Origin of the sequence: Bacillus sp. BML-BC051, assembly GCF_019656175.1 — a bacterium.
GTDB lineage: Bacteria > Bacillota > Bacilli > Bacillales > Bacillaceae_G > Bacillus_A > Bacillus_A mobilis.
Genome location: NZ_BPLI01000007.1, coordinates 39,887 through 62,084, shown reverse-complemented (window position 1 = coordinate 62,084; position 22,198 = coordinate 39,887). Strand labels below are relative to the sequence as shown.

Annotated in this window: 22 protein-coding genes and 1 pseudogene; 4 read left to right on the top strand and 19 right to left on the bottom strand. The window is 35.5% G+C overall.

Going from position 1 to position 22,198, the window contains the following annotated elements:
* Positions 1-44: 44 nt before the first annotated feature.
* The gene (alsR, locus tag K5S59_RS02275) at positions 45-950 is read right to left on the bottom strand and encodes an acetoin biosynthesis transcriptional regulator AlsR (RefSeq protein WP_000423228.1); all 906 of its coding nucleotides are present in this window, start codon (positions 948-950) and stop codon (positions 45-47) included.
* A 152-nt stretch (positions 951-1,102) separates the two neighbouring features.
* Between alsR and K5S59_RS02270 the strand changes: the two genes are divergently transcribed.
* Both K5S59_RS02270 and K5S59_RS02265 read left to right on the top strand, forming a co-directional pair.
* Positions 1,103-1,468: a CidA/LrgA family holin-like protein gene (locus K5S59_RS02270; RefSeq protein ID WP_000872373.1), complete on the top strand. Its 366-nt coding sequence runs from the start codon at positions 1,103-1,105 to the stop codon at positions 1,466-1,468.
* The gene (locus tag K5S59_RS02265) at positions 1,465-2,142 is read left to right on the top strand and encodes an LrgB family protein (RefSeq protein WP_000578956.1); all 678 of its coding nucleotides are present in this window, start codon (positions 1,465-1,467) and stop codon (positions 2,140-2,142) included. Before K5S59_RS02270 ends, K5S59_RS02265 begins: the two co-directional genes overlap by 4 nt.
* Before the next feature lie 13 nt (positions 2,143-2,155).
* On the opposite strand, the gene K5S59_RS02260 is transcribed toward K5S59_RS02265, so the two are convergent.
* Entirely contained in the window at positions 2,156-2,569 is a 414-nt protein-coding gene (locus K5S59_RS02260; protein WP_120450757.1) for an NUDIX hydrolase, read from the bottom strand.
* Positions 2,570-2,710: 141 nt separating this feature from the next.
* Between K5S59_RS02260 and K5S59_RS02255 the strand changes: the two genes are divergently transcribed.
* Positions 2,711-2,917, top strand: coding sequence for a DUF3903 domain-containing protein (locus K5S59_RS02255; RefSeq protein ID WP_000624203.1), 207 nt, complete (start codon positions 2,711-2,713; stop codon positions 2,915-2,917).
* A 419-nt stretch (positions 2,918-3,336) separates the two neighbouring features.
* On the opposite strand, the gene K5S59_RS02250 is transcribed toward K5S59_RS02255, so the two are convergent.
* The 15 genes and pseudogenes from K5S59_RS02250 to K5S59_RS02180 all read right to left on the bottom strand — a co-directional run bounded on the left by K5S59_RS02250 (position 3,337) and on the right by K5S59_RS02180 (position 19,335).
* Entirely contained in the window at positions 3,337-3,483 is a 147-nt protein-coding gene (locus K5S59_RS02250; RefSeq protein ID WP_000644411.1) for a BC1881 family protein, read from the bottom strand.
* A gap of 245 nt (positions 3,484-3,728) precedes the next feature.
* On the bottom strand, positions 3,729-5,456 hold the full coding sequence (locus K5S59_RS02245) for an S-layer homology domain-containing protein (protein WP_098873106.1): 1,728 nt from the start codon (positions 5,454-5,456) through the stop codon (positions 3,729-3,731).
* 160 nt (positions 5,457-5,616) lie between these two features.
* Positions 5,617-6,210 (bottom strand): hypothetical protein, encoded by a 594-nt coding sequence (locus tag K5S59_RS02240; protein WP_162937145.1) that lies wholly within the window; start codon positions 6,208-6,210, stop codon positions 5,617-5,619.
* A gap of 6 nt (positions 6,211-6,216) precedes the next feature.
* The gene (locus K5S59_RS02235) at positions 6,217-7,236 is read right to left on the bottom strand and encodes a nuclease-related domain-containing protein (RefSeq protein ID WP_000386815.1); all 1,020 of its coding nucleotides are present in this window, start codon (positions 7,234-7,236) and stop codon (positions 6,217-6,219) included.
* A 209-nt stretch (positions 7,237-7,445) separates the two neighbouring features.
* Positions 7,446-8,495, bottom strand: a complete 1,050-nt coding sequence (locus K5S59_RS02230) for a GH25 family lysozyme (protein ID WP_001154089.1) — start codon at positions 8,493-8,495, stop codon at positions 7,446-7,448.
* A 132-nt stretch (positions 8,496-8,627) separates the two neighbouring features.
* Positions 8,628-10,391: an ABC transporter ATP-binding protein gene (locus K5S59_RS02225; protein WP_000136740.1), complete on the bottom strand. Its 1,764-nt coding sequence runs from the start codon at positions 10,389-10,391 to the stop codon at positions 8,628-8,630.
* Positions 10,391-12,142, bottom strand: coding sequence for an ABC transporter ATP-binding protein (locus K5S59_RS02220; protein WP_098873102.1), 1,752 nt, complete (start codon positions 12,140-12,142; stop codon positions 10,391-10,393). The genes K5S59_RS02225 and K5S59_RS02220 overlap by 1 nt, the downstream gene beginning before the upstream one ends.
* A 124-nt stretch (positions 12,143-12,266) precedes the next feature.
* Positions 12,267-12,488: a YneF family protein gene (locus tag K5S59_RS02215; RefSeq protein WP_087948877.1), complete on the bottom strand. Its 222-nt coding sequence runs from the start codon at positions 12,486-12,488 to the stop codon at positions 12,267-12,269.
* Positions 12,489-12,566: 78 nt separating this feature from the next.
* Positions 12,567-13,007, bottom strand: a complete 441-nt coding sequence (gene sirA, locus K5S59_RS02210) for a sporulation inhibitor of replication protein SirA (RefSeq protein WP_000860645.1) — start codon at positions 13,005-13,007, stop codon at positions 12,567-12,569.
* A gap of 156 nt (positions 13,008-13,163) precedes the next feature.
* Positions 13,164-15,164, bottom strand: a complete 2,001-nt coding sequence (gene tkt / locus K5S59_RS02205; RefSeq protein WP_000019749.1) for a transketolase — start codon at positions 15,162-15,164, stop codon at positions 13,164-13,166.
* Positions 15,165-15,387: 223 nt separating this feature from the next.
* Positions 15,388-15,869: pseudogene (locus tag K5S59_RS02200) on the bottom strand (coproporphyrinogen III oxidase).
* Positions 15,870-15,942: 73 nt separating this feature from the next.
* Positions 15,943-16,746, bottom strand: coding sequence for a phosphonate ABC transporter, permease protein PhnE (gene phnE / locus K5S59_RS02195; protein ID WP_000047914.1), 804 nt, complete (start codon positions 16,744-16,746; stop codon positions 15,943-15,945).
* Positions 16,746-17,540: a phosphonate ABC transporter, permease protein PhnE gene (gene phnE / locus K5S59_RS02190; protein WP_001000747.1), complete on the bottom strand. Its 795-nt coding sequence runs from the start codon at positions 17,538-17,540 to the stop codon at positions 16,746-16,748. Before phnE (K5S59_RS02190) ends, phnE (K5S59_RS02195) begins: the two co-directional genes overlap by 1 nt.
* Complete coding sequence (gene phnC / locus K5S59_RS02185) at positions 17,537-18,310, bottom strand: phosphonate ABC transporter ATP-binding protein (protein ID WP_000569262.1); 774 nt, start codon at positions 18,308-18,310, stop codon at positions 17,537-17,539. The genes phnE (K5S59_RS02190) and phnC overlap by 4 nt, the downstream gene beginning before the upstream one ends.
* A gap of 86 nt (positions 18,311-18,396) precedes the next feature.
* Positions 18,397-19,335 (bottom strand): phosphate/phosphite/phosphonate ABC transporter substrate-binding protein, encoded by a 939-nt coding sequence (locus K5S59_RS02180; protein WP_000915073.1) that lies wholly within the window; start codon positions 19,333-19,335, stop codon positions 18,397-18,399.
* 183 nt (positions 19,336-19,518) lie between these two features.
* Here K5S59_RS02180 and K5S59_RS02175 point away from each other — a divergent pair, with 183 nt between their 5' ends.
* Entirely contained in the window at positions 19,519-21,102 is a 1,584-nt protein-coding gene (locus tag K5S59_RS02175; RefSeq protein WP_001072210.1) for a bifunctional metallophosphatase/5'-nucleotidase, read from the top strand.
* Positions 21,103-21,141: 39 nt separating this feature from the next.
* Here the strand turns inward: K5S59_RS02175 and K5S59_RS02170 are convergent, their stop codons facing one another.
* Together K5S59_RS02170 and K5S59_RS02165 are read right to left on the bottom strand one after the other, a co-directional pair.
* Positions 21,142-21,381, bottom strand: coding sequence for a DUF896 domain-containing protein (locus tag K5S59_RS02170; protein WP_001190582.1), 240 nt, complete (start codon positions 21,379-21,381; stop codon positions 21,142-21,144).
* Positions 21,382-21,426: 45 nt separating this feature from the next.
* On the bottom strand, positions 21,427-22,083 hold the full coding sequence (locus K5S59_RS02165; protein ID WP_000991463.1) for a YneB family resolvase-like protein: 657 nt from the start codon (positions 22,081-22,083) through the stop codon (positions 21,427-21,429).
* Between the last annotated feature and the right edge of the window lie 115 nt (positions 22,084-22,198).

Below are 22,198 nucleotides of genomic sequence, written 5' to 3'. Positions count from 1 at the left end.
TGCATTTCCGCTTTAGTGTTTAACGAGGTGTACTTTTAAATAAATTAATTAATCTCATCCTCAACTTCGATTCTTTTCTTCTCTCTTGCGATTTTTAAAAACTCTAAAAGTTCTGGGTTAGTATTCATTTTTTTGTAAGCTACTGACATTTCTGCAACAAAATTAGAATCATATAACTCTTTATATACGACTTCTGTTTTATACAATTTATTCGCCGATACAGGTATTACCGTAATTCCAATTCCTGCCGCTACAAGTCCCATAACTGTTTGATATTCCGTTGCTTCTTGTACAATATGTGGACTAAACCCGACGTCACGGCAAAGTGATAAAATTGTATCGTATAACGCTGGCCATACGGGCCTTGTAATAAATACAAACGGTTCGTCTCTTAAATCTTCAATATGTATTTCATCCTTTTCAGCAAGTGGATGCGCCTTCGGTAAACATAACGTACAAGAAAGCCTTTGAATTGGTTCTAACTCTAGCAATTGCGTTGGAATTGGTGGACGTAAAAAACCAATATCAATACGGTTATCGTGAAGTGCATGCACTTGATCTGGTGTTGACAGCTCATGTAGTGCAACAGACACTCTCGGAAATTTCTTTCTATACTCCCTTACGATAGATGGTAAAATATCATATATCGCCGCACCTACAAAACCAATTGAAAGTGAGCCCACTTCTCCCCTTTGGGCACTTTGTGCAATCTCTACTGCTTTTTCAATTTGTTCGAACGCTTTTTTTACTTCTTTTAAAAACATTTCTCCAGCCTCTGTTAATTCAACCTTTCTCTTCGTTCTTGAAAATAACATAACTCCCATTTCTTTTTCTAATTGCTGAATTTGTTGACTAAGCGGTGGTTGTGTCATTTGTAAACGAGCAGCTGCTCGTCCAAAGTGTAACTCCTCTGCCACTACAACGAAATATTGCAAATGCCGTAATTCCATTTTGGACACCCTTTTCACTTTCGATTAATACATCTAATATATTAATAACATATAATTTATATATTAGACAAATTTTTTGAATGAACGTATAGTAGAAATTGTTAATTCTTTTTTACAATTTTTATGTAAAAATAGAAAGAGGTGGTTACTGTATGAAATGGTGGAAATTAAGCGGACAAATTTTATTATTATTTTGTTTCGCTTGGACAGGTGAATGGATTACAAAACAGGCACACCTCCCAGTTCCAGGAAGTATAATCGGTATTTTTTTATTATTAATTTCATTAAAATTTAACCTAGTGAAAAAAGAGTGGATACAAGACGGAGCAGACTTTTTATTAAAAGAACTTATTTTATTTTTCATTCCTTCTGCAGTCGCTGTCATACGCTACAAAGATACACTATCACAATATGGAATCGATCTCATTTTAATTATTATGATTAGTACACTTTGCGTTACCTTAGTTACAGGACTTTTAACAGAATTGCTACTAAAGCGGAAAGGATCAACACAATGATCGGCTTTCTTTGTTTATTATTAACACTATTCACATATTGGATATCGAAGAAAATGTATCAACGCTGGAATTGGAGCTTACTTTCTCCTCTTCTCGTCTGTCCTATTATTTTAATTGCTTTATTACTCGGACTAGACACACCTTATGAAACATATGAAACAGGTGGTCAATGGTTAACAGAATTATTAAAGCCTGCAACAGTTGCTTTTGCATGGCCAATCTATAAATACTTTGATTTACTCAAGAAACATGGAATAGCTATCTTACTTAACGTCATTGTCGGTTCTTTTTTATCAGTTATTACTTCAGCACTACTAGCAAATTATTTTCAAATTGATTCATCGTTAGAACATAGTTTGGCACCTCATATTGTAACAACACCAATTGCAATGGCTATTTCAGAAATGATTGGTGGTATGTCACAATTAACAGCCGTATTTGTTGTTTTAACTGCATTAACAGGGGCACTGCTCGGTCCTTCTCTCATACGCATATGTCGTATTAAAACCGCACTCGCAAAAGGCATTATGTTAGGCACGAGCGCAAATGGAACCGGTACATCAAAAGCATTCGAAATCGGCCCTGTAGAAGGAACGATTGCAAGTTTATCTATGCTTTTAACAGCGGGAGCTAGTTTAGTTATCGTTCCACTTTTCTTATCGTGGATACATTAAAAAAAGCAAGTGTTTAAACACTCGCTTTTTTATTTATATATGTATTTAAAATCTCATAATCCTCCGGAAAAGATAGCGTTAATCCCTTCAATTCATCTATCTTTTTCCAAGCGATTTCATATATTAACTCATCAGGATCTTGAATTTTCATACTACCGCCTATTTTTTTAACGACATAATAATGAACGTATACAGGAACCCCATATGTAATACCTTCTTTTTCATATATTTTATTTACAACTTCCACATTGTAACCTGTTTCTTCCCAAACTTCTCGAATACAACATTCTTCTAGTGTTTCTCCTTTTTCAAGCCCGCCACTTGGAACAGACCACCTTTTTTCTTCACCCTTTTGCCCTTGCAACACCATTAAAACTTCATTTCTTTCATTTACACATACTGCCGCACAACCTACCCATCTTTCCATATACATCCCTCCCCTACTACTATTCGTCTTCCTTTTTATTTTCCCCTTGAAAAAAGAGGAAAATAATAAAACAATGATGAAAGATTACATCAACTTCATAGACAATCCCTACTTAGAAATTAAAAACGGAAGGATGAAAATATGATTTCTAAATATGTCGTGGAATGTGTCTTTTGTGAAGAAAATCGAAAACCGCGCCAAGCTATCGTAACAGTTCCCGCCACTACTCAGCTACTAGCCATTGAAAAGGTACGTGCGGAATGTAAACGTCGTTTCGGAAAAGCTTTACTATTGCAAACAGAAATTAAAGAAGAAATAACTTTTGAACAAAAAGAAAGCCGACCATAAATTGGTCAGCTTTCTTATCCGATCATATTTTCACATGAAGATTAGGGGCATCCTCTTTAAGGATCGGGATTTTCCCATTATGTACGTTCCATAATGGACATCGAACAATATATTTCTATGCAATTAATTATTGAATAGAATAGGGCAAAACTTGTTCGCATTTTTAGAAAAGGGATAGGGATATAATTCAAGTAGTACTTCGAATACTCGAACTTTACACTCATTATATTAAAGCAAATCCTTTTATATGGGAAATATGAATTACTTACATAATTCATTCGTAAAACATATTAGTTTGCTATATTATTTTTATTCCATCCATAACATACATCCAGCGAAAACTAATGTCATTATCATTGAAAACTTCAAAAGCACCCTGAACGGATGCTTTCTTACTTGTCTAAATTGATACTATGTACTTAATCTTGATTAATTAAAATAACCGCAGGACCAGCGACTACCACTCCAGCTACTTCTATCTTTTCAAATTCCTTTACTGTAATAGATATAACCCCTTCTCTTTCCATCAATTCTTTACTCAGGACATCAGTCGGTATAGCTTTCACCGTCTTACCTCCTCTTCATTTATACAATATGATAAAGTGAAAGTTTAATCAGTAAAGGTTTAGTTTAGTCCACTCCGCACTGATTATAATCGGGCTTCCCGTTTATGCACGATAAAAAACAACCCAATGCATCTATATATATGCCTCACCTCCGCTTTCATTCCTTATTCCCCTCAAAACCTTTCTCTCCCTTCCGTAACGTATTGAAAAATAAAAAAGCACTCGCAAAAGCGAATGCATTTTCATTATTTACTTTCAATTACTTTTAACATTCTATTAATAAATGCTGCCGATTCTCCACGTGTTGCAGCACCTTTCGGCATAAATTCATTATTTTCATTTCCTTTTACAATACCTAATCCATAAACACGTTGTACAGCTTGTTTATCATATGCTAAATCTTGATCCGAGAATGGTAATGGAACTAAGTTACCTTTAATTTTTTTATATTGCAGTGCACGGTCAATCATGATAACAACTTCATCTCGTTTAATCGTATCATTTGGAGCAAATGTCCCATTCCCTCTACCACTTATTATCCCGGCAGTTGCTGCACGATTAATACCATCTATTAGCGATGGATGTGCTGTATTTAAATCATTAAAATTTGATGACCCTTCAGGTAACTGCAATGATCTTGAAATTAAATTCGCAAATTCACCACGTGTTACAAGACGCTCTGGCCAATAAGAGCCTTTTCCATCCCCAACCATAATGCCGCGTTTATCTAATTCACGAATGTCTGCTTCGTACCAACCACCTGTTATATCATCTTTATGGTTCGCATCATAATAAACTTTTGTTCCTTGTAAGAATGGTTCCCACGCATTATTTTTAATCATAATAGCCGGACAATTCTTCCCGCTCCAAAATTGATGTTTCTTCACATTTTCTAAAGGAATATGTAATTCTCCCATTAAATACGCTGTTAATTTACGAGCATTTTCAACAGCTTTATTATAATCACCATCTTCATTTACAGCGATTTCAATCGCAATCGATTCTCGATTTCCAGTTCCTTCTGCTCCATCTCCAGCATGCCAACCATTTTCATTTAGTGGAAGGTGTTGATAAATTTCTTTATCGTCTACCGTAAAATGCCAAGATGCTGAACGATCTTCCGTTCCTGTTGCTTGGTTATATAAATATATTGCATGGTTTCTAGCATTTGCCCCAACACTGTAATTATCTGTCTCATGAATCGTAATATACTTCGGATTCATCGCATAACCTGGACGAATATTTTCATTTCCTTTCGGTACAATCATTTCTTTTAAAGTTACGCCATAAATATCTGTTGTTTTCTCTTCTACTGGCGCAGCATACATAACTGCTGCACGTTTCGTACGTGTTGGTTCTGTATCCTGAATAAGCGATGCCTTCGTTCCTTCGAATTTTGCTGAAGGGGAATAAATCCATTTCATCTCATCATTGATTTTTACTTGGAACCATTCTCCCGCCTGTCCCATTACTTGAATAGTTTGTGGCTCCAATACATTTTCTTCTTTGTATGAAGCAAATGGTTCAGAGTATGTAGAGGCTTCTTCATTAATAACTAACTTTTCACTTGATAACGTATGAACTTCTTTAATCTCTACATTCCTCTCACTATTTTGTATCCATCCAGTTCCAGATGAAGTCCGAACATAGTAAGCGTTTCCTTTTCTCTTCTCAGCTTTTACGACTTGATTCGAAATATGAACCCCTGTCTCTTTTTGAAGATTACTAGCATCATATAAAGGTACTTCTTTCACTATATGTACAAGAAATTCACCTGGCACTTCATTTTGTACTCCTTTATCTTCTCCTCGACCATCTTCATCTTTCATATGGTTTTCAATACTTTTTAAAGCTTGTTCATCAGGTGAAACTGTCACAGTTTTTTCAAGCTCGCTAGCATAGGAATAATTTGGAATCGTTACCATACTAAATACAATCGATGCAGCTAAAACATTATAAAATCTTTTTTTCATCATAATACTTAACACGTCATAATTAAATACGTGTTAAATTCCCCCTCCTCAACTAAAATATATGTCATCTAGTAAACTATTAAACTACATAACCATTTACAATATAACAGACTCATTCCGATTCGTATAGATAGGAATGACTACTATTTGCCTACATTTACTATATTGGAATATAAAAAGAAGCTATAACATATAGCTTCTTTTTATATTCCATAACCCTACCATCTCTATCAAATTGTAAAACAAGCTGTTCACTATCAATTGAAATAAAGCCACGTTCATTTCCAAGATAGTACGAAGTGATAATCCCTTCTTCTCCATTTCTCGTTTCAGTAGGCGTTCCTAATAATGTTGTAATTTCTTCATTTGATTTCCCTGTTAATTTATATTTTTGCATTAGATCATCTACCATATGTACCCGTTTTTCTTCAGCATGTAACCACCGATCTTGATTAAACTTTGAGGTGTATGTATTCATACTTAATTGTGCAGTGCACACTAACAATAGAATACATCCTACTATCATTACACCTAGCATTTGCTTCTTTTCTGTATTACGATTTACAGAAGTACGTAAGACGAACTTTTGAATCACGACTAATATAGCAAATGGCATGACTACTACAAACATACTTTTTACACTTACTGACATATGGACCGAATCAATAACAAACATAAACGCAAGATACATTAGTATATATAAACAAACATAAACATACAAAATACCCCTTAATATAGCACTCAGAAAGCCCACCTCTTTTTAATTCATTTTATAATTCATCCGGTTAATGGTTTCTTGAAGCTTTTCTAACTCTTGATCTGTATATATTACTTTCCCTGTTAAAATCTCATTTCTGAAGAACGCTACAATTTGCTCTCTATCTTTTAATCTCGGTGTTTTTTCTTTAGAAAGATCTAGCACTTCTTTCCCACTCTCATTATAAAAATATACAATCGGTTTTACGTTTTCCTTTACAATATCAACTTGGATTTCTTTCAAACAATTGTATAGAATATGAGCTAGTTTCTTCGCTCTATATACTGGATTCCCTTCATTTTTCACTTGTATCGTTAATGAATCTTCACCTGTTATGCATTCAAACGTCTCTTCTTTCTCTACTTCTTGTTGGTACTTGCCAATTTCATCAATCATAAATGAATATATACTAGCATTTTCTTTCGTTAAGCCATGAATTAATTTCCCTGTCCATTCTTTCGTCTCAAGTAGATACATACCCGTTTTACTTAAGACAAGATGATGAATTCGAAAATCATTTCCGCCGTGCTGATTTCTAATAAAAACATTCGGCATAATATGAAATTCATTATCTAGTATTATGCCTTGTTCTACGAAGCCTCGCTTCATATAATGTAATGTTTCGTGTGTATTCACTTCAGCGCCATTTTTCGTATACTCTCGCAAATTTGCAATTAATTGTTGAAACATATGTATTTCGTTACTATGCTTTTCTTGCACTTCACTGCGTTCTTTACTATGTTGCACAGCTAATTGATTTTTCATCATACGCATATTTTCAAGTTCTCTAGCTGCACTTATTTGTAAATCATTATATTTCTTCTGTTCCATACTTTTCAATGTATTTTGTTGTTCTTTATGCTCTGTAACCGTAGCTGCAATTTCACTTTCATACGTTTCAATTGCTTGTTTCTTTTCAAACTCTACTTGCTGACTCTCTGATTCTAGCTGTTTATTTTTATAGAACAGCACGAATGCTACAGCTAATAATAATAAAATCACACCTATTAGCACATAATCCATATTTTTACTCCTTTATTCCATTTTCATTTATTTTTATAAACATCCATTATATTATACTATGCTTTCAATATACACTTTGCAAAAATTACATATTTTTAATGAAACGAGACTTTAATAAGCCATTTTTCCCATGCCCTACTGATCGTTTCAGGTTGCTCTCAAATAGCAGAATAAAAGGCACCTCAGGCGAGATACCTTTTACATGCATTTTATTGTACACCATACTGAATATAACTTGGATCATAGTATATCCAGCCATTTCCACCTAAACCAAGCCATCCATCTTGCTTACACCATACTCTATAAGCCTCACCATGATGTAACTGTCTTATAACATTTCCAGTTAATGATGGAGCATCCCGCAGATTCACATTATCACCAGTAATAGTCGCCACATAATGTTTATACTGAATGTAACTTGGATCATAGTATATCCATTCGTTTCCACCTAAAGCAAGCCAGCTACCTTGTTCGTTCAAAACTTCATACGATTCTCCTCTATTTAGCTGGCGGATTACACTAGATTGTAAAGATGGTCCACTCCGTAAATTTACATTATCGCCTTTAATTACAGCAACACCGTAGACTGCAGTAGCAGTACTAGGCGGGGAAACATTTCCACCACCATTTGTTCCATTTCCTTGCAAAGCTTCTAATGAAACCGCTGCTGATACGTCACAATTTCCTACTACACCTGAAATTTTTCCAGAATCTGTGTATTGCCATGCTGTCCACTCTGTCCATCCACCAGCATCAGCAGGCGGCGTACTAGAGTATTTAGAAATCCAAAGTGGAATATCACTTAACCCGTTAATTCCAAACTCATTAATATACCAAACTCCTGTATATAACATGACATCTTTTCCAGTAGCCTGTTTCACATAATTTATGAAACTTCTTGCCCAATTAGATATAGCAGTACCAGTTAAATTACTATTACTCGGATCTATCGGTGATTCTAAATCTAGAACTGGCATTAAGTCTGTCTGATTGCTTTGTAATATGTTCACAAAATGTTTCGCTTCTGAAATTGCATCATTTAGTTCTGGATGTGCAAAATGGTATGCACCGATTAATACATTCGCATTTCGCGCTGCTTGTACATTTTGAACCAAGGTAGGATCAAGATTATTCACACCTTCTGTCGCTTTTGCATACGCCGCTGAAATACCGGATCCTTTCACTGCATTCCAATCAATATTCCCTTCCCAATGAGACACATCGATAAACGTAATATTCGAACTAGATCTATCTTGCATATAAAAGCTCCTATCAATTTTTTTCATTTCGTATACATACAATATGTACAACTTTATTAAAGGGTCACGACGTTTATACTATAGACATAAAGAGCAAACATATTTTATAAACAAAATAAAAAAGCCTTGTAATTACAAGGCTTTTTGTAAACTTCCTTTATTTTGTAGTAAATACATATTATAATACAACCCTTGTTCACTCAGTAATTCTTGATGTGTACCTCTTTCTACTATTTCTCCATCATGCATAACAAAGATTTGATCCGAATCTTGAATTGTAGATAATCTGTGCGCAATGGCTATCGTCGTTCTTCCTTTTCTCATTTGCTGTAATGCTGTTTGGATTGCATCTTCTGTTTCTGTATCAATATTAGCTGTTGCCTCATCTAATACTAATACTTTCGGATTCGTCGCTATCGTTCTAGCGAAAGCAATTAATTGGCGTTGACCACTAGAAAATGCAGCTCCTCTTTCTACTACTTCCGTTTCATACTGCTCTGGTAATCTTTCAATAAACGTATTGGCTTGCACAAATTGTGCCGCTTCTTTTACTTCTTCATCCGTAATTTCTTCATTATACATACGAATATTTTGTTTTACATTTCCCGCAAATAAAAATGCATCTTGCAATACGAGTCCTATTTTCTTTCTAATTTCTTGCTCTTCAAATCCCTCTAAATCTACACCATCTATTACAATATTTCCGGACTTAATATTATAAAATCGCATTAACAAATTCATAATGGTACTTTTTCCGCTACCAGTGTGCCCAACGAAAGCAACCGTTTGCCCTTGTTTCACGTGAAAAGATACATTTTTTAAAACATCACGTTTTCCATCATACGAAAAAGTAACATTTTTAAATTCAATTTCTCCATTAACAACTTGAGGATTTCCATCCCCTTTTTGAACTGGCGCTAAATCTTTCTCATCCATTAAATGAAATACACGTGATGATGAAACAAGTGCCTGTTGGAAAAATGATAATTTCATCATCATCTCGTTTACAGGCTGGAAGAAACGGTGTATATAGTTAACAAACGCATATAGAACTCCTACTTCAACAGGACTCTTCAGCGCATCAATTCCAAATAAACCAAGTACTAACGCAATTGCTATAATATGAACTAAATCCGTTGCTGGGCGTAAAAGTAATGCGTCTAACTTTAACGTCCGTCGCCCTGCACTATAATGTTTATTATTCACTTCTTCAAACTCTTTTCTCATACGCTTTTCTTGTCTGAACACTTGAACAATATTCATTCCTTGAATAGACTCATTTAACTTTGCATTTAACACGCTCAATTGATTACGTACTTCTAAATAAAAAGCTGCACTTTTCCGGCGATATAGCACCATAATTGCAAACATGATCGGAATTAATACGAGAGAAAATAGAGCTAGTTTTACATTTAATAAAAACATTGCTACTAAAATACCTATTAAAAAGACTACATTTTTGACAAATGTGGATAATACACTCACATAAAAATCTTTAATTGCTTCCGTATCATTCGTTATGCGCGATACAAGCGTACCAATCGGCGTACGATCAAAGAAACTTAATGACAACTTTTGAACATGATCATATACTTCAACACGCATATCTTGAACAATTTTAAAAGCGATATTTTGAAAATACAATAAGTCTAAATAAGTAAATAATACTTTTAATAAGTGAGCAATTAGATACACTACAAATAGAGTAACAAGTGCTGATTGATCAAAGTTACGTGGTACTAAATGTTCATCAAGAAATTGTTTAATTAAAAAAGGACCCATCATTTCAGTTACTGTTGCACCAACTAAAAAGATAAACGCTAAAGATAGCAACCCTTTATATGGCTTCATATAAGAAAGCAATCTACTTAAATCACTCTGCTTCTTCTCAGTCATCATACGCCTCCTTTCTCAACTAATGCTTCTAACTGCTGGCTCTCATACATCTCTTTATACCAACCGTTTTCTTCCATTAATTGCTCATGTGTACCTCGTTGCACAATTCTACCTTCATCCACAACAAGTATAAGATTAGCATGTTGAATTGCACTTAAACGATGAGCAGTAATAATCGTCGTTTTCCCTGCTCTTTCCCTCTTTAATGCATTTAAAATCGTTTCTTCCGTTTTTGCATCTACCGCTGATAAGCAATCATCTAAAATTAAAATTTCCGCATCCGTTAATAAAGCACGTGCAATAGAAATTCTCTGTTTTTGGCCTCCAGATAACGAAACGCCTCTTTCTCCTACTACTGTTTCATACCCTTCTGAAAATTGGAGAATATCATCATGAATACAAGCAATCTCTGCAGCTCGGGTAATTTCATTATATGTAGCATCCGCCCTTCCGAAGGCAATATTCTCCCCAATACTCGCTGAAAATAAAAAATGATCTTGCGGCACGTATGAAATGGCAGAACGGACACCGTAAAGTGTTACATCGCGAATATCCCGCTCCCCAACTTTTAATCCACCATTAAAATGATCATACTCACGAATTAGACATTTTAATAAAGTCGTTTTCCCAGCACCTGTACGTCCGACAACTCCTAGTGTTTCACCCTTCTTTAAATCAAAGTGAACATCTATTAGCTGTAACAATTCATTTTTCTTATATGAAAATGAATCAACCGCAAATGTAACATCACCGCTCGCTATTGTATGCACAGCATCTTCTCTATTTACTACATCTGATTTTTGAGAGAGAATTTTTTCTACACGGTCATACGAAGCACGCCCACGCTCCATAATATTAAACAACCATCCAAAGGCTAACATTGGCCAAACGAGGGTACCTAAATACGTTGTAAATGTAACGAGATCACCTACAGTTAATTCCCCTCTCACAACTAATACTGACCCGTAACATACTGCAATTAAAAAAGAAAATCCAACGATAAGTGAGATTGTCGGATCGAACAACGAATCAATACGTGCGACTAACATATTTTTATGTACAACATCTTCTGACTTTTTTCGAAATGCTTGCAAATCTTCTTTCTCTTGTCCAAGTGATCGAATTACCTTCATCCCACTCATACTCTCTTGCACTTTATCATTGATTTCCGAAAACGATTGCTGCGCTTTATGAAACCTTTTATGTAATAACGTTCCATAATAGTTTGTCGAAATCGCTACAATCGGCATTGGAATTAAGCTTAACAATGTTAACTTCCAACTAATTGTAAAACCCATCGCTACGAGTACACATCCCCCAACTGCTAATGAGTCAACCAGTGTTAAAACGCCCGATCCAGCAGTTTGTTGAATCGCCTGAATATCATTAGTCGCATGCGCCATCAAATCACCCGTACGACGTGATTGATAAAAAGATGGACTCATCTTCGTAAAATGTTCGTATAAATTCTTCCGTAATTGACGAGCTAGTTTTAACGAAGATCCAAAAATCATAATACGCCATAAATAACGTAATATGTACATAGTAATCCCTACAACTACTAACAAAATAACCCACTTCAACAACTTCTCAGATGTTAATGTTCCATTATTAATTTCATCTACTACAATACCTAGTACTTTCGGGGCTACAAGTTCAAGAAGCGCGACACCAAATAACATAATAATTCCGATTATGTACGCTCGTTTTTCTTGTTTAAAAAACCAGGCTAAATTAATAAATACCTTCATTTTTATCCTCCTCCCTTAAAATGAGCGATATTTTCAGTTTACCAAAAATACAGAATTTTTAAAAGTTTTAAACACTTTAAAAGTCCAATAGGAAAGGGCACTCTTATCGAGTGCCCTTTAGCGCTTATTTTGTTTGTTGCTTGCTCATCGCGCTCATCATTTGATTGATTTTCTTTTGGGAAGGTTTTTGTCCCATTTGCATCATCATCATTTTTAACATTTGTTCATTAATTGGTGGATTTTTTTCTAAGTAGTTCATCATGTATTTGCGGGCAATAAAAAATCCTAACGCCACGCCTGCTACTAGTGCTACTATGCCCACTAGAATACCTAACCAAATTGGCATATATTTTCCTCCTTCATGTTGTCTACCTTACAGTGTACTAAAACCTTTTCAATAAGACAAGATACAATTCGACATTTTTTACACATATGTTCGTACTTGTTTTAGAGGGTTCAGCCATCCGTACTTTGTATTTTCATAATCCATTGCTAAAAATGTTAATTCACACTTCCTTAGCACCTCAAAGAAAGTCGTTTCCATAGAAACGTTTCCAGAGGTATTCATGCGAATATAGTGCGGTTTCACCATTATTTCGCCGTATTCCGCTCCTGTATAAAGTGTATGTGTATGATGTGTTCGATCATATTTACCAAGAACGCGCAAAGCTTGTTCTAATTTATGGTGAATTTTCATTACTTGTAATGGCATCGTTATATACATCATTTGTTTATATAACACTTTTTTCTCCGAAAGGGACCCAGATTCTGAAAATCGAGCAAATAAATCAAAAAACAAATATTCACGACCAAAGTAAGCTTTCGCAATATCCTCTTGAATTAAATACAATTCATACGTTTTCATCTTTCGCCTCCCAATCTGGACAACCTTTTCCCTTCATTATATAGAAGAAATTTTGCAATGATTGTCTGACTGCGGAGAGATAAAAAACTTTTTCTGTCGAAAAAACTCATTTACATAGAAAAACCTCTCCATGCCGGAGAGATTTTTCTAAAATCATTAAAGCATTTCTTTTACTTTACGAACAACGTTCTCTACAGTAAATCCATACTCTTCCATAATCTTCTCACCAGGAGCAGAAGCACCGAATGTATCGATACCTAACACATCTCCGTCAAGACCTACGTAACGGTGCCATCCGAATGTAGCACCCATTTCGATTGCGAAACGTTTTGTTACTGCTTTTGGTAATACAGATTCTTTGTACTCAGCAGTTTGAGCTTCAAAGCGATCCATAGATGGCATGCTGACAACAGCTGCGTCAACGCCGTCTACTGCTAGAGCTTTTTGTGCTTCAACAGCTAGACTTACTTCAGATCCAGTTGCAAGTAAGATTACATCAGCTGTTTCTTTCTTACTTGCAGAAACTACATATGCACCTTTTGCTACTTTTTCATACGTATCGTCTTTTGCACCTTCTAATGTTGGAAGGTCTTGACGAGTTAATACTAAAGCAGTTGGTTTGTTTGTAGATTCTAGAGCTAATCTCCAAGCTGCAACAGATTCGTTACCATCAGCTGGACGAATAACAGATACATTTGGCATTGCACGTAGCGCTGCTAATTGCTCGATTGGCTCATGTGTTGGACCATCTTCACCAACAGCGATACTGTCGTGTGTGAATACATACGTTACTGGCAATTGCATTAATGCTGCAAGACGAATTGCTGGACGTAAGTAGTCAGAGAATACGAAGAACGTACCACCGTAAGTTTTTAAACCACCATGTAGTGCAATACCGTTCATTGCTGCACCCATTGCGAACTCACGTACACCGTACCAAATGTTTTTTCCGCTGTAATCATCTCTTGTAAAGTCTTTTTCGTTATTCATGTATGTTTTGTTAGAACCAGCAAGGTCAGCAGATCCACCGAAGAATGATGGTACAGACTCTGCAATTGCATTAATTACAGCACCTGAAGAATTACGAGTTGCTGCTTTTGATCCTAATTCATAAGTTGGTAAGTTTTGCTCCCAACCTTCTGGAAGAAGACCATTCATTGCCGCTTGTAATTCGTTTGCTAATTCTGGGTATGCTTGTGCATATTCACCTAGCATAGTGTTCCACGCTGCTTGCGCAGTTTCACCAACATCTTGTACAGTTTTACGGAAGTTGTCATATACTTCTTCTGCTACATGGAAGTCTTGCTCAGCAGTCCAAGCATATGCTTCTTTCGTTAATTTTGTTTCGTCTACACCAAGTGGAGAACCATGTGAAGCTGATTTTCCTGATTTGTTTGGAGAACCGAAACCAATTGTCGTTCTTACTTCAATTAGCGTTGGGCGTTTTTCGTCAGCTTTCGCTTCTTCAATTGCCTTCGCGATAGCTTCAATATCGTTTCCATCCTCAACACGGATTACTTGCCATCCGTATGCTTTGTAACGATCTTCTACACTTTCAGAGAATGAACGATTTAAATCGCCATCTAATGAAATATCATTTGAATCGTAAAGCACAACAAGACGACCTAATTGTAAATGAGCAGCTAATGAAGATGCTTCAGCAGAAACGCCTTCCATTAAATCTCCATCACCACAAATAGCGTATGTATGATGATCTACTACATTATACGCATCACGGTTATATTTAGCTGCTAAATGTCTTTCAGCCATTGCCATACCTACAGCAGTTGCAATACCTTGTCCAAGTGGACCAGTAGTTGCGTCTACACCTGCTGTATGACCGTACTCAGGATGTCCTGGAGTTTTGCTTCCCCATTGACGGAAGTTCTTTAAGTCATCCATTGTTAGATCATAACCAGATAGGTGAAGTAGGCTGTATAGTAACATTGAACCATGACCTGCAGATAATACGAAACGATCACGGTTAAACCACGTTGGGTTATTTGGATTGTGTTTCATAAATTGAGTCCATAATGTATAAGCCATTGGTGCTGCACCCATTGGCATTCCTGGGTGACCAGAGTTTGCTTTTTCAATCGCATCGATGGATAATGTGCGAATCGTGTTGATAGAAAGTTGTTCGATTGAATGTGACATGCTATTCTTCCCTTCGCTTATATTAGTAAACGTTTTATACATTTATATGATAGCTTCCCACGCAAGATTATACAACATGTATCGACAAATATGTTGATATTTTTTTGGTTTTTCATAAAAAAATCAATGATTTCGGGAATGTATGGGTATTCAATATGACATACTTTTTCATTGTTTTTATTTTAAAAAGAAAGGGAATTATCTGTATATTTATTCATCATTTTCAAATTCCATAATGCAAAATATATCCTTCCCCATTTTTCACTCTGCAAAGCAAACGAATAAAAGAATTTAAATCTTGGCATAATTTATCTCGATCAAATACGTATCTTTCATATTCTCCATCAGTATTATTATCATTTTCCCATTGAAACTGCCCTGTCAGTTCGATTGTTTCTGGCGCTAGAGAAAACATGTTAACTAGCGAACAAAATAACTGTTCTGCTATCACTGCCCCTTGCTGTTCTATTTTCGTAATACCATAATAGTGAATTCCAAGTCCTTCTGCTCTTTTCGCTGGATAATAGGTCGGAATCCAATGGGTAAAATCTAATAGATATACGATTAACTCATCACTTAATACAACACACTCATCTATCGTTGCCTCTTCTTTATATAGAAAACAAAGTTCAATCCAATCTATACCTATAAAATCCAACCCTTTTTTTCATTCGAAACAAATACAAACTCGTGCTGTAAAGCCAAATTATCCCCCTATTGCTCACATTTATTATTCTTATTATATAAAAAAGCACCTTTTATAGGTGCTTAAAATAAATTATACAATTTTCTTCCGTATCGAACTTGAAATAAAGTCAATGATAATGACCATTAAAATGATGCCTAATAAAATAATTCCCACACGAGACCAATTGCGTGAACTCAGTGCAAAAATTAACGGTGTTCCAATCCCACCTGCTCCAATAACACCTAAAATGGCAGCGGATCGTACATTAATTTCGAACCTGTATAACGTATACGATAGAAAATCCGGTAATACTTGTGGCAGTACTGCATACCAAAGTATTTGAAAGCGATTTGCGCCTGTTGCTATTAACGCCTCCGTCGGTCCCTTATCTATATTTTCAATTCCTTCTGAATATAATTTCCCTAACATGCCAATAGAGTGTAACCCTAGAGCTAGAACTCCAGCAAACGAGCCTGGCCCAACGGCTTTTATAAATAAAAGTGCCATAACTAATTCCGGAAATGTACGAACAAAACTAAGTACAAACTTCCCAGTTCCTGAAGTTAATTTTCCACTGCTCATATTCGTTGCCGCCCAAAAAGCGAATGGAACAGATAAAAAGGCAGAAATAAATGTACCTAATATCGCAATTGCCAACGTATCAATTAAACCATGTAATAAATCCTCACCATCCGGCAAAGATACATACGACCAATCTGGATTCAATACACCTGTCATAATTGCTTTTGTAATTTCTCCTGCCGTATCCTTTATTCCCTCTAACGGGACTCCTGAAAAAGCCCATACATAAACAAATGCAAGTGCTATAAAAATAAACCAGCGATACACACTCGGTTTCTTCGGTTTTGGTACGATTAACGTCGTTTTACTCATTATAATTTCTCCCGCAACAATGTACTTACATAATCAATCAACAATACAACAACAAGGGTATAGATAATAATAGATGCCGTTTGTTGATATTGTAAAAACCCAAGTGTACGATCATAATATAATCCAATACCACCTGCCCCTACTAAACCTAAAACAGCTGCTGCACGTACGTTTACCTCAAATGTATAAAGAACATAAGAGACAAAATGCGCTTTCACTTGCGGAATTACCCCATACACAATCCATTGCACTTTATTTGCTCCTACTGCTGTCATCGCTTCTAATGGACCTGAATCAATCGATTCAATTGACTCATACAACAATTTCGCCACGAGCCCAATTGAGAAAAAAGTAAGAGCCAAAATACCTGGAAGTGGTCCTATTCCAAAAATAGCTACGAAAATTGCCGCTAATAATAAATCTGGTATCGTTCGAATAAAATTTAAAACCAATCGAGCTGGACTGTACAAAAATGTACTAGTAAACACATTACTTGCCGCCAATAGTGCCAGTGGAATAGCTAAAATCGCTCCTAAAGTCGTCCCAATAATCGCCATACGTATTGTATCTAACATCGCAGTTGTAATAACTTGAAAATAACTCCAATCAGGCGGCACCATCTCTTTTAACAAATCAATCATATTAGGAAAACCAACTACTAGTTTTGAAAACGATGCGTCGACCTGTACACTACTTCCCCACAACAGTAAAATGACTAGAATAGCCGTTAACATATGTTTCAACTTACTCGGCGGCTTCGGTATCGATTTCGAATATATCGTCACGTCATTCATTTAACTGCCACCTCTAACAATTCACTTTGCTGCGCTACGTCTCCATAAATTTCAGCAAATTTTTCATCCGTTGCCTCTTCTACTGAGCCATCAAAAACAATTTCGCCTGCATGTAATCCAATAATGCGTGTCGCATATTGCCTAGCTAAATCAATAGAATGTAAGTTTACAATTGTTGTAATTCCAAAATCTTCATTAATTTTTTTCAAATCATCTAATACTTGCTTGGTTGTTAGCGGATCTAACGACGCAACAGGTTCATCTGCCAATATGATTTTCGCTTCTTGCGCCAACGCTCTAGCAATCGATACACGTTGCTGTTGTCCTCCTGATAATTCATCAGCTCGCGTATATGCTTTTTCTAAAATATTCACCCTTTTTAACGATTGAAAAGCAAGCTCCAAATCTTCTTTTGGAAATAAACCTAACGTTGTACGCAGTGTCGAATGATACCCTACACGGCCAGCTAATACATTTTTCAATACCGTTGATCGCTTTACAAGGTTAAAACTTTGAAAAATCATACCAATATCTCGGCGCATGCGTCGTAAGCCTTTTCCTTTTGCAGCAGTTATAGATTCACCTTCAATCATGATTTCGCCTTCTGTAATCTCATGAAGACGGTTTACCGATCTTAGAAGTGTAGACTTTCCAGCCCCAGACAGCCCTACCATTACAACAAACTCACCTTTTTGAATGTTCAAGTTTATATTATTTAATCCTTTTGTACCATTCGGATACACTTTGGAGACATTTCGAAACTCTATCACACATCTTACCTACCTTCTATGTATTCAAAACGGCAAACTAACTGAAAATAAACCCTTCTTCCAGTTAGCTGCCATTTCCATATGTATTATTGCGTTTTTACTTTCTTTCCATATTCACGAACGATATCAAATTTACTATCATCAGATTTAACATATCCTTCATGTGAATATACTTCTTTAATGATTTTGTGACCTTCCTCATTCTTTCCTATTTCAATGAAAGCATCCTGTAATTTCTTGCTCCACTCTTCATCTAAATCAGAGCGTACCGAAATCGTATCGTTTGGAATTTTCTCTGTAAATTTCACTATTTTTGTTTGATCGAATATATTCGGATAATCTTTTTTCACAATATTACGAGCATCTTGGAATACAACAGCTGCATCTACATCACCATTTAAAAGAGCAATAAGCGACTGATCGTGACCTTTTAATGTAACAGGTTTCACATCCTTTAACGGATCAACCCCCTCTTTTAACAATACAGCTGCAGGCCATACGTATCCCGCTGATGACGTTACATCTTGATAACCAATTTTTTTACCTTTTAAATCTTTTACACTATTAATATTTGAATCTTTCTTCACTACAAACTCAGATTTATAAAAATCTACTAAATCCTTTGTAGGAGCTCCGGTTTCATCATCTACCCCAAAACGTTGTGCTTGTAAAATTACGTTTGCAGCCTTTTTCTCATGTGCTAGCACATATGCTGTTGGAGGTAAAAAGCCTACATCTACTTGCTTAGATGCCATCGCTTCTACAATTGTATTGTAATTCGTTGAAATACTAACTTTTACCGGGATATTTAATTTATCACTTAATAGCTTTTCCAATGGTTTCGCCTTCGCCTCTAACGTATCTGCATTTTGAGAAGGAACAAATTGTACATTTAACGTCTTCGGTACATAACCTTTTTTCGTATCTTCAGTTTTACTTGCACTAGATTCCTTCGTTCCACAGCCACTTAATAATCCCGCCGCCAGTACAACTGTCGTGCTCATTGCAAAAACTTTTTTCAACATATTAAAGCCTCCATTTTTATTGTTATAAATTACCTTCCGTAAACATGAAGAAATATATCACACATTTTTATTAATAATTGCTTATTTACAGAATCTTTACACATTCTATACATTCTCATTAAAATTCTCTTCATATATTTGATATGCTTAACTAGTAGATAACAATAGAAAAGGTGAATGATATTGAATCAAAAACAAATTGTAACTTTAAACATCTTATTAACAAGTGATATACACGGTACTGTTTATCCAATTCACTACCAAGATAACTCCAAAGCTGAAATTGGTTTAGCTAAAATTTCTACTCTTATAAAAAAAGAACGTTCCCAAAACAGAAACGTTTTTTTAATTGATAACGGTGACTTCATACAAGGAACACCCTTTACTTATCATTACGCTACTTATGCAAAAGATAAGCAAAATCCAATGTCCTTATTAGCGAACTATTTACGTTATGATGCTGCAGTTATCGGGAATCATGAATTTAATTATGGAATGGACGTATTAAATCATGCTATTTCTACTGCGAACTTCCCGTATCTATCAGCAAATATTTTAGATACAAACAGAAAAGAACCTTATTTCGGGAAACCATATATAATAAAACATATTGAATCAAATATAAAAATTGCTATTTTAGGGATAACAACGCATTACATTCCTAATTGGGAACAACCTCATCACATTCAAGATCTACAATTTGAAGATGCATTAGAAACAACAAAAAAATGGGTTTCTTACATTCGCGAACAAGAACAACCAGATTTACTAGTCGTAGCGTATCATGGAGGATTTGAACGCGATTTACAAACCGGGGTACCGACTGAAGTTTTAACAGGTGAAAACCAAGGTTATGCAATGTGCTATGAAATTGAAGGCATAGATATTTTACTAACAGGCCATCAACACCGGGAAATCGCTCACACCGTAATAAATGGTGTAACAGTTTTACAGACTGGATGCAATGGACACTCCGTCGGAAAAATAACAGTAACATTCGAGAAAACAGAACAAAAATGGGTAAAAAAAGAGAGTTATTCACAATTATTGCCCGTGCGAGGAATTGTGGCGGACCAACATATGCTTTCCTTGGTTACCGATTATGAAGAGAAAACACAAAATTGGCTCGATCAACCTATTGGACTAATCTATGGGGATATGCAAATTTCAGACGCTATGCAAACTCGTTTGCAAGATCATCCTTTTATTGAATTCATAAATAAGATACAGATGGATATAGCTAATGTTTCTATTTCTTGTACAAGCTTATTCCATAATACATCTCCAGGTTTCCCTGGTCATGTAACAATGCGTGACATCGTTTCTAATTATATTTATCCAAATACATTAAAAGTAATTAGAATAACTGGAGCAGATATAAAAAACGCCCTTGAACTTTCTGCTTCTTATTTCACATTACATGCAGATGGAACTATCATCGTAAACCCTACCTTCATAGAACCGAAGCCACAACACTATAATTACGATATGTGGGAAGGGATTTCGTACGTATTAAACATTTCCAAACCTATTGGCGAGAGAGTAGAATCTTTACAGTATAAAGGCGCTCCTCTTCATATGAATGAAGAATATGACGTCGTTATGAATAATTATCGCGCAAGCGGCGGAGGAAACTTCTTTATGTTTCAAAATAAGCCCGTAATAAAAGACATACCAACAGATATGTCTGAACTTATCGCTAACTATATATTGAAGCACAAAAAGATAGAGGCATCAGTCAACAATAACTGGAAAGTTATTAAATAACCGATATAATAAATAAAAAAGATGGGCTTCGCCCATCTTTTAGTTTAATTTTGCATTATCTTGCTTTTTTAAAGCCTTTAATTTCGCCGGTGTAACATCAGTACCTTCTTCGTTAACAACTTTAATTCCTTTAAGTTCGTTTAACATATTTTGACGAAATCCTTTTAAATATTGTTCACGTAGCGATTGGCGCTCACGTTGTTCTTCTTCAGTTAAGCCTTCAGCTTTTGCTTTTTTCGCTAAGAAGTTAATGCGTTCAATGAGTTCGTGACTTTGCATCTCGAATCCCCCTTTTACTCAAAACTGATTATTATCATACAATAGTTAGTCCTCTTTATCAAGCAATTGCTTTGTATATTCTACATATCTTCGATGTACAGTTGCCTTTGAAACTTCATGACCAAAACCACGAAGTGTTGCTGCAATTTCTTCAAAAGTTAATTCATTCCGGCGTAAACGTACAATTTCCTCAATTGGCACTTCTTTCTTCTCTCGTCCTACGCTTAAATGACGATTCTTCAAATTATTTTCTGGACGATAACCTTTTTCTACTGCACGTTGCATACCACGTTTAATTTTCAAGTTATGAATCTTTCTTTGATACTCTTCAACAATACCAATAATATCTAATACCATCGAATCAGAATCCGATAATTGTAATTCTCCATTATGCGTGTGCGTGTATACTTTTATTCCCTCTTTATGTAAACAATGCATTAATGCAATCTTTGCATTCCCCCTACCAAGGCGCGTTTCATCTTGTATGAGTAGCACATCAATTTGTTCGTCTCGAATGGTATCTAGCACTTCTAATATACCGTCACGTTCAATCGTATACCCACTAGCCTGTTCTTCAATTACCTTAGCAACATTCATTTGATAGCGCTCAGCTAAATGCAATAATTCATCTTTTTGACGTAATAATGACGTTTCTTGCGCTTCTTTCGTTGTACTCACACGTGCATAAATAATTGCATTCATTATGAACCCCTCTTTCTCACTATTATTTCCCTCCAGTGTAACATAAATTCGCCTTTTGTTCGAACTTATGTTTGTAGAATGTTTTTTCGCATGTTATACTTATTAATAAGAAAAA

Bases quoted from the DNA above. Each gene is read 5' to 3' on its own strand.
- K5S59_RS02220 (WP_098873102.1), bottom strand. From the start codon at position 12,142: ATGAAGGTATTTATTAATTTAGCCTGGTTTTTTAAACAAGAAAAACGA.
- phnE (WP_001000747.1), bottom strand. From the start codon at position 17,540: ATGAATGACGTGACGATATATTCGAAATCGATACCGAAGCCGCCGAGT.
- phnE (WP_000047914.1), bottom strand. From the start codon at position 16,746: ATGAGTAAAACGACGTTAATCGTACCAAAACCGAAGAAACCGAGTGTG.
- alsR (WP_000423228.1), bottom strand. From the start codon at position 950: ATGGAATTACGGCATTTGCAATATTTCGTTGTAGTGGCAGAGGAGTTA.
- K5S59_RS02165 (WP_000991463.1), bottom strand. From the start codon at position 22,083: ATGAATGCAATTATTTATGCACGTGTGAGTACAACGAAAGAAGCGCAA.
- K5S59_RS02225 (WP_000136740.1), bottom strand. From the start codon at position 10,391: ATGACTGAGAAGAAGCAGAGTGATTTAAGTAGATTGCTTTCTTATATG.
- K5S59_RS02265 (WP_000578956.1), top strand. From the start codon at position 1,465: ATGATCGGCTTTCTTTGTTTATTATTAACACTATTCACATATTGGATA.
- K5S59_RS02255 (WP_000624203.1), top strand. From the start codon at position 2,711: ATGATTTCTAAATATGTCGTGGAATGTGTCTTTTGTGAAGAAAATCGA.
- tkt (WP_000019749.1), bottom strand. From the start codon at position 15,164: ATGTCACATTCAATCGAACAACTTTCTATCAACACGATTCGCACATTA.
- sirA (WP_000860645.1), bottom strand. From the start codon at position 13,007: ATGAAAACGTATGAATTGTATTTAATTCAAGAGGATATTGCGAAAGCT.
- K5S59_RS02270 (WP_000872373.1), top strand. From the start codon at position 1,103: ATGAAATGGTGGAAATTAAGCGGACAAATTTTATTATTATTTTGTTTC.
- K5S59_RS02215 (WP_087948877.1), bottom strand. From the start codon at position 12,488: ATGCCAATTTGGTTAGGTATTCTAGTGGGCATAGTAGCACTAGTAGCA.
- K5S59_RS02170 (WP_001190582.1), bottom strand. From the start codon at position 21,381: ATGCAAAGTCACGAACTCATTGAACGCATTAACTTCTTAGCGAAAAAA.
- K5S59_RS02260 (WP_120450757.1), bottom strand. From the start codon at position 2,569: ATGGAAAGATGGGTAGGTTGTGCGGCAGTATGTGTAAATGAAAGAAAT.
- K5S59_RS02230 (WP_001154089.1), bottom strand. From the start codon at position 8,495: ATGCAAGATAGATCTAGTTCGAATATTACGTTTATCGATGTGTCTCAT.
- K5S59_RS02235 (WP_000386815.1), bottom strand. From the start codon at position 7,236: ATGGATTATGTGCTAATAGGTGTGATTTTATTATTATTAGCTGTAGCA.
- K5S59_RS02245 (WP_098873106.1), bottom strand. From the start codon at position 5,456: ATGAAAAAAAGATTTTATAATGTTTTAGCTGCATCGATTGTATTTAGT.
- K5S59_RS02180 (WP_000915073.1), bottom strand. From the start codon at position 19,335: ATGTTGAAAAAAGTTTTTGCAATGAGCACGACAGTTGTACTGGCGGCG.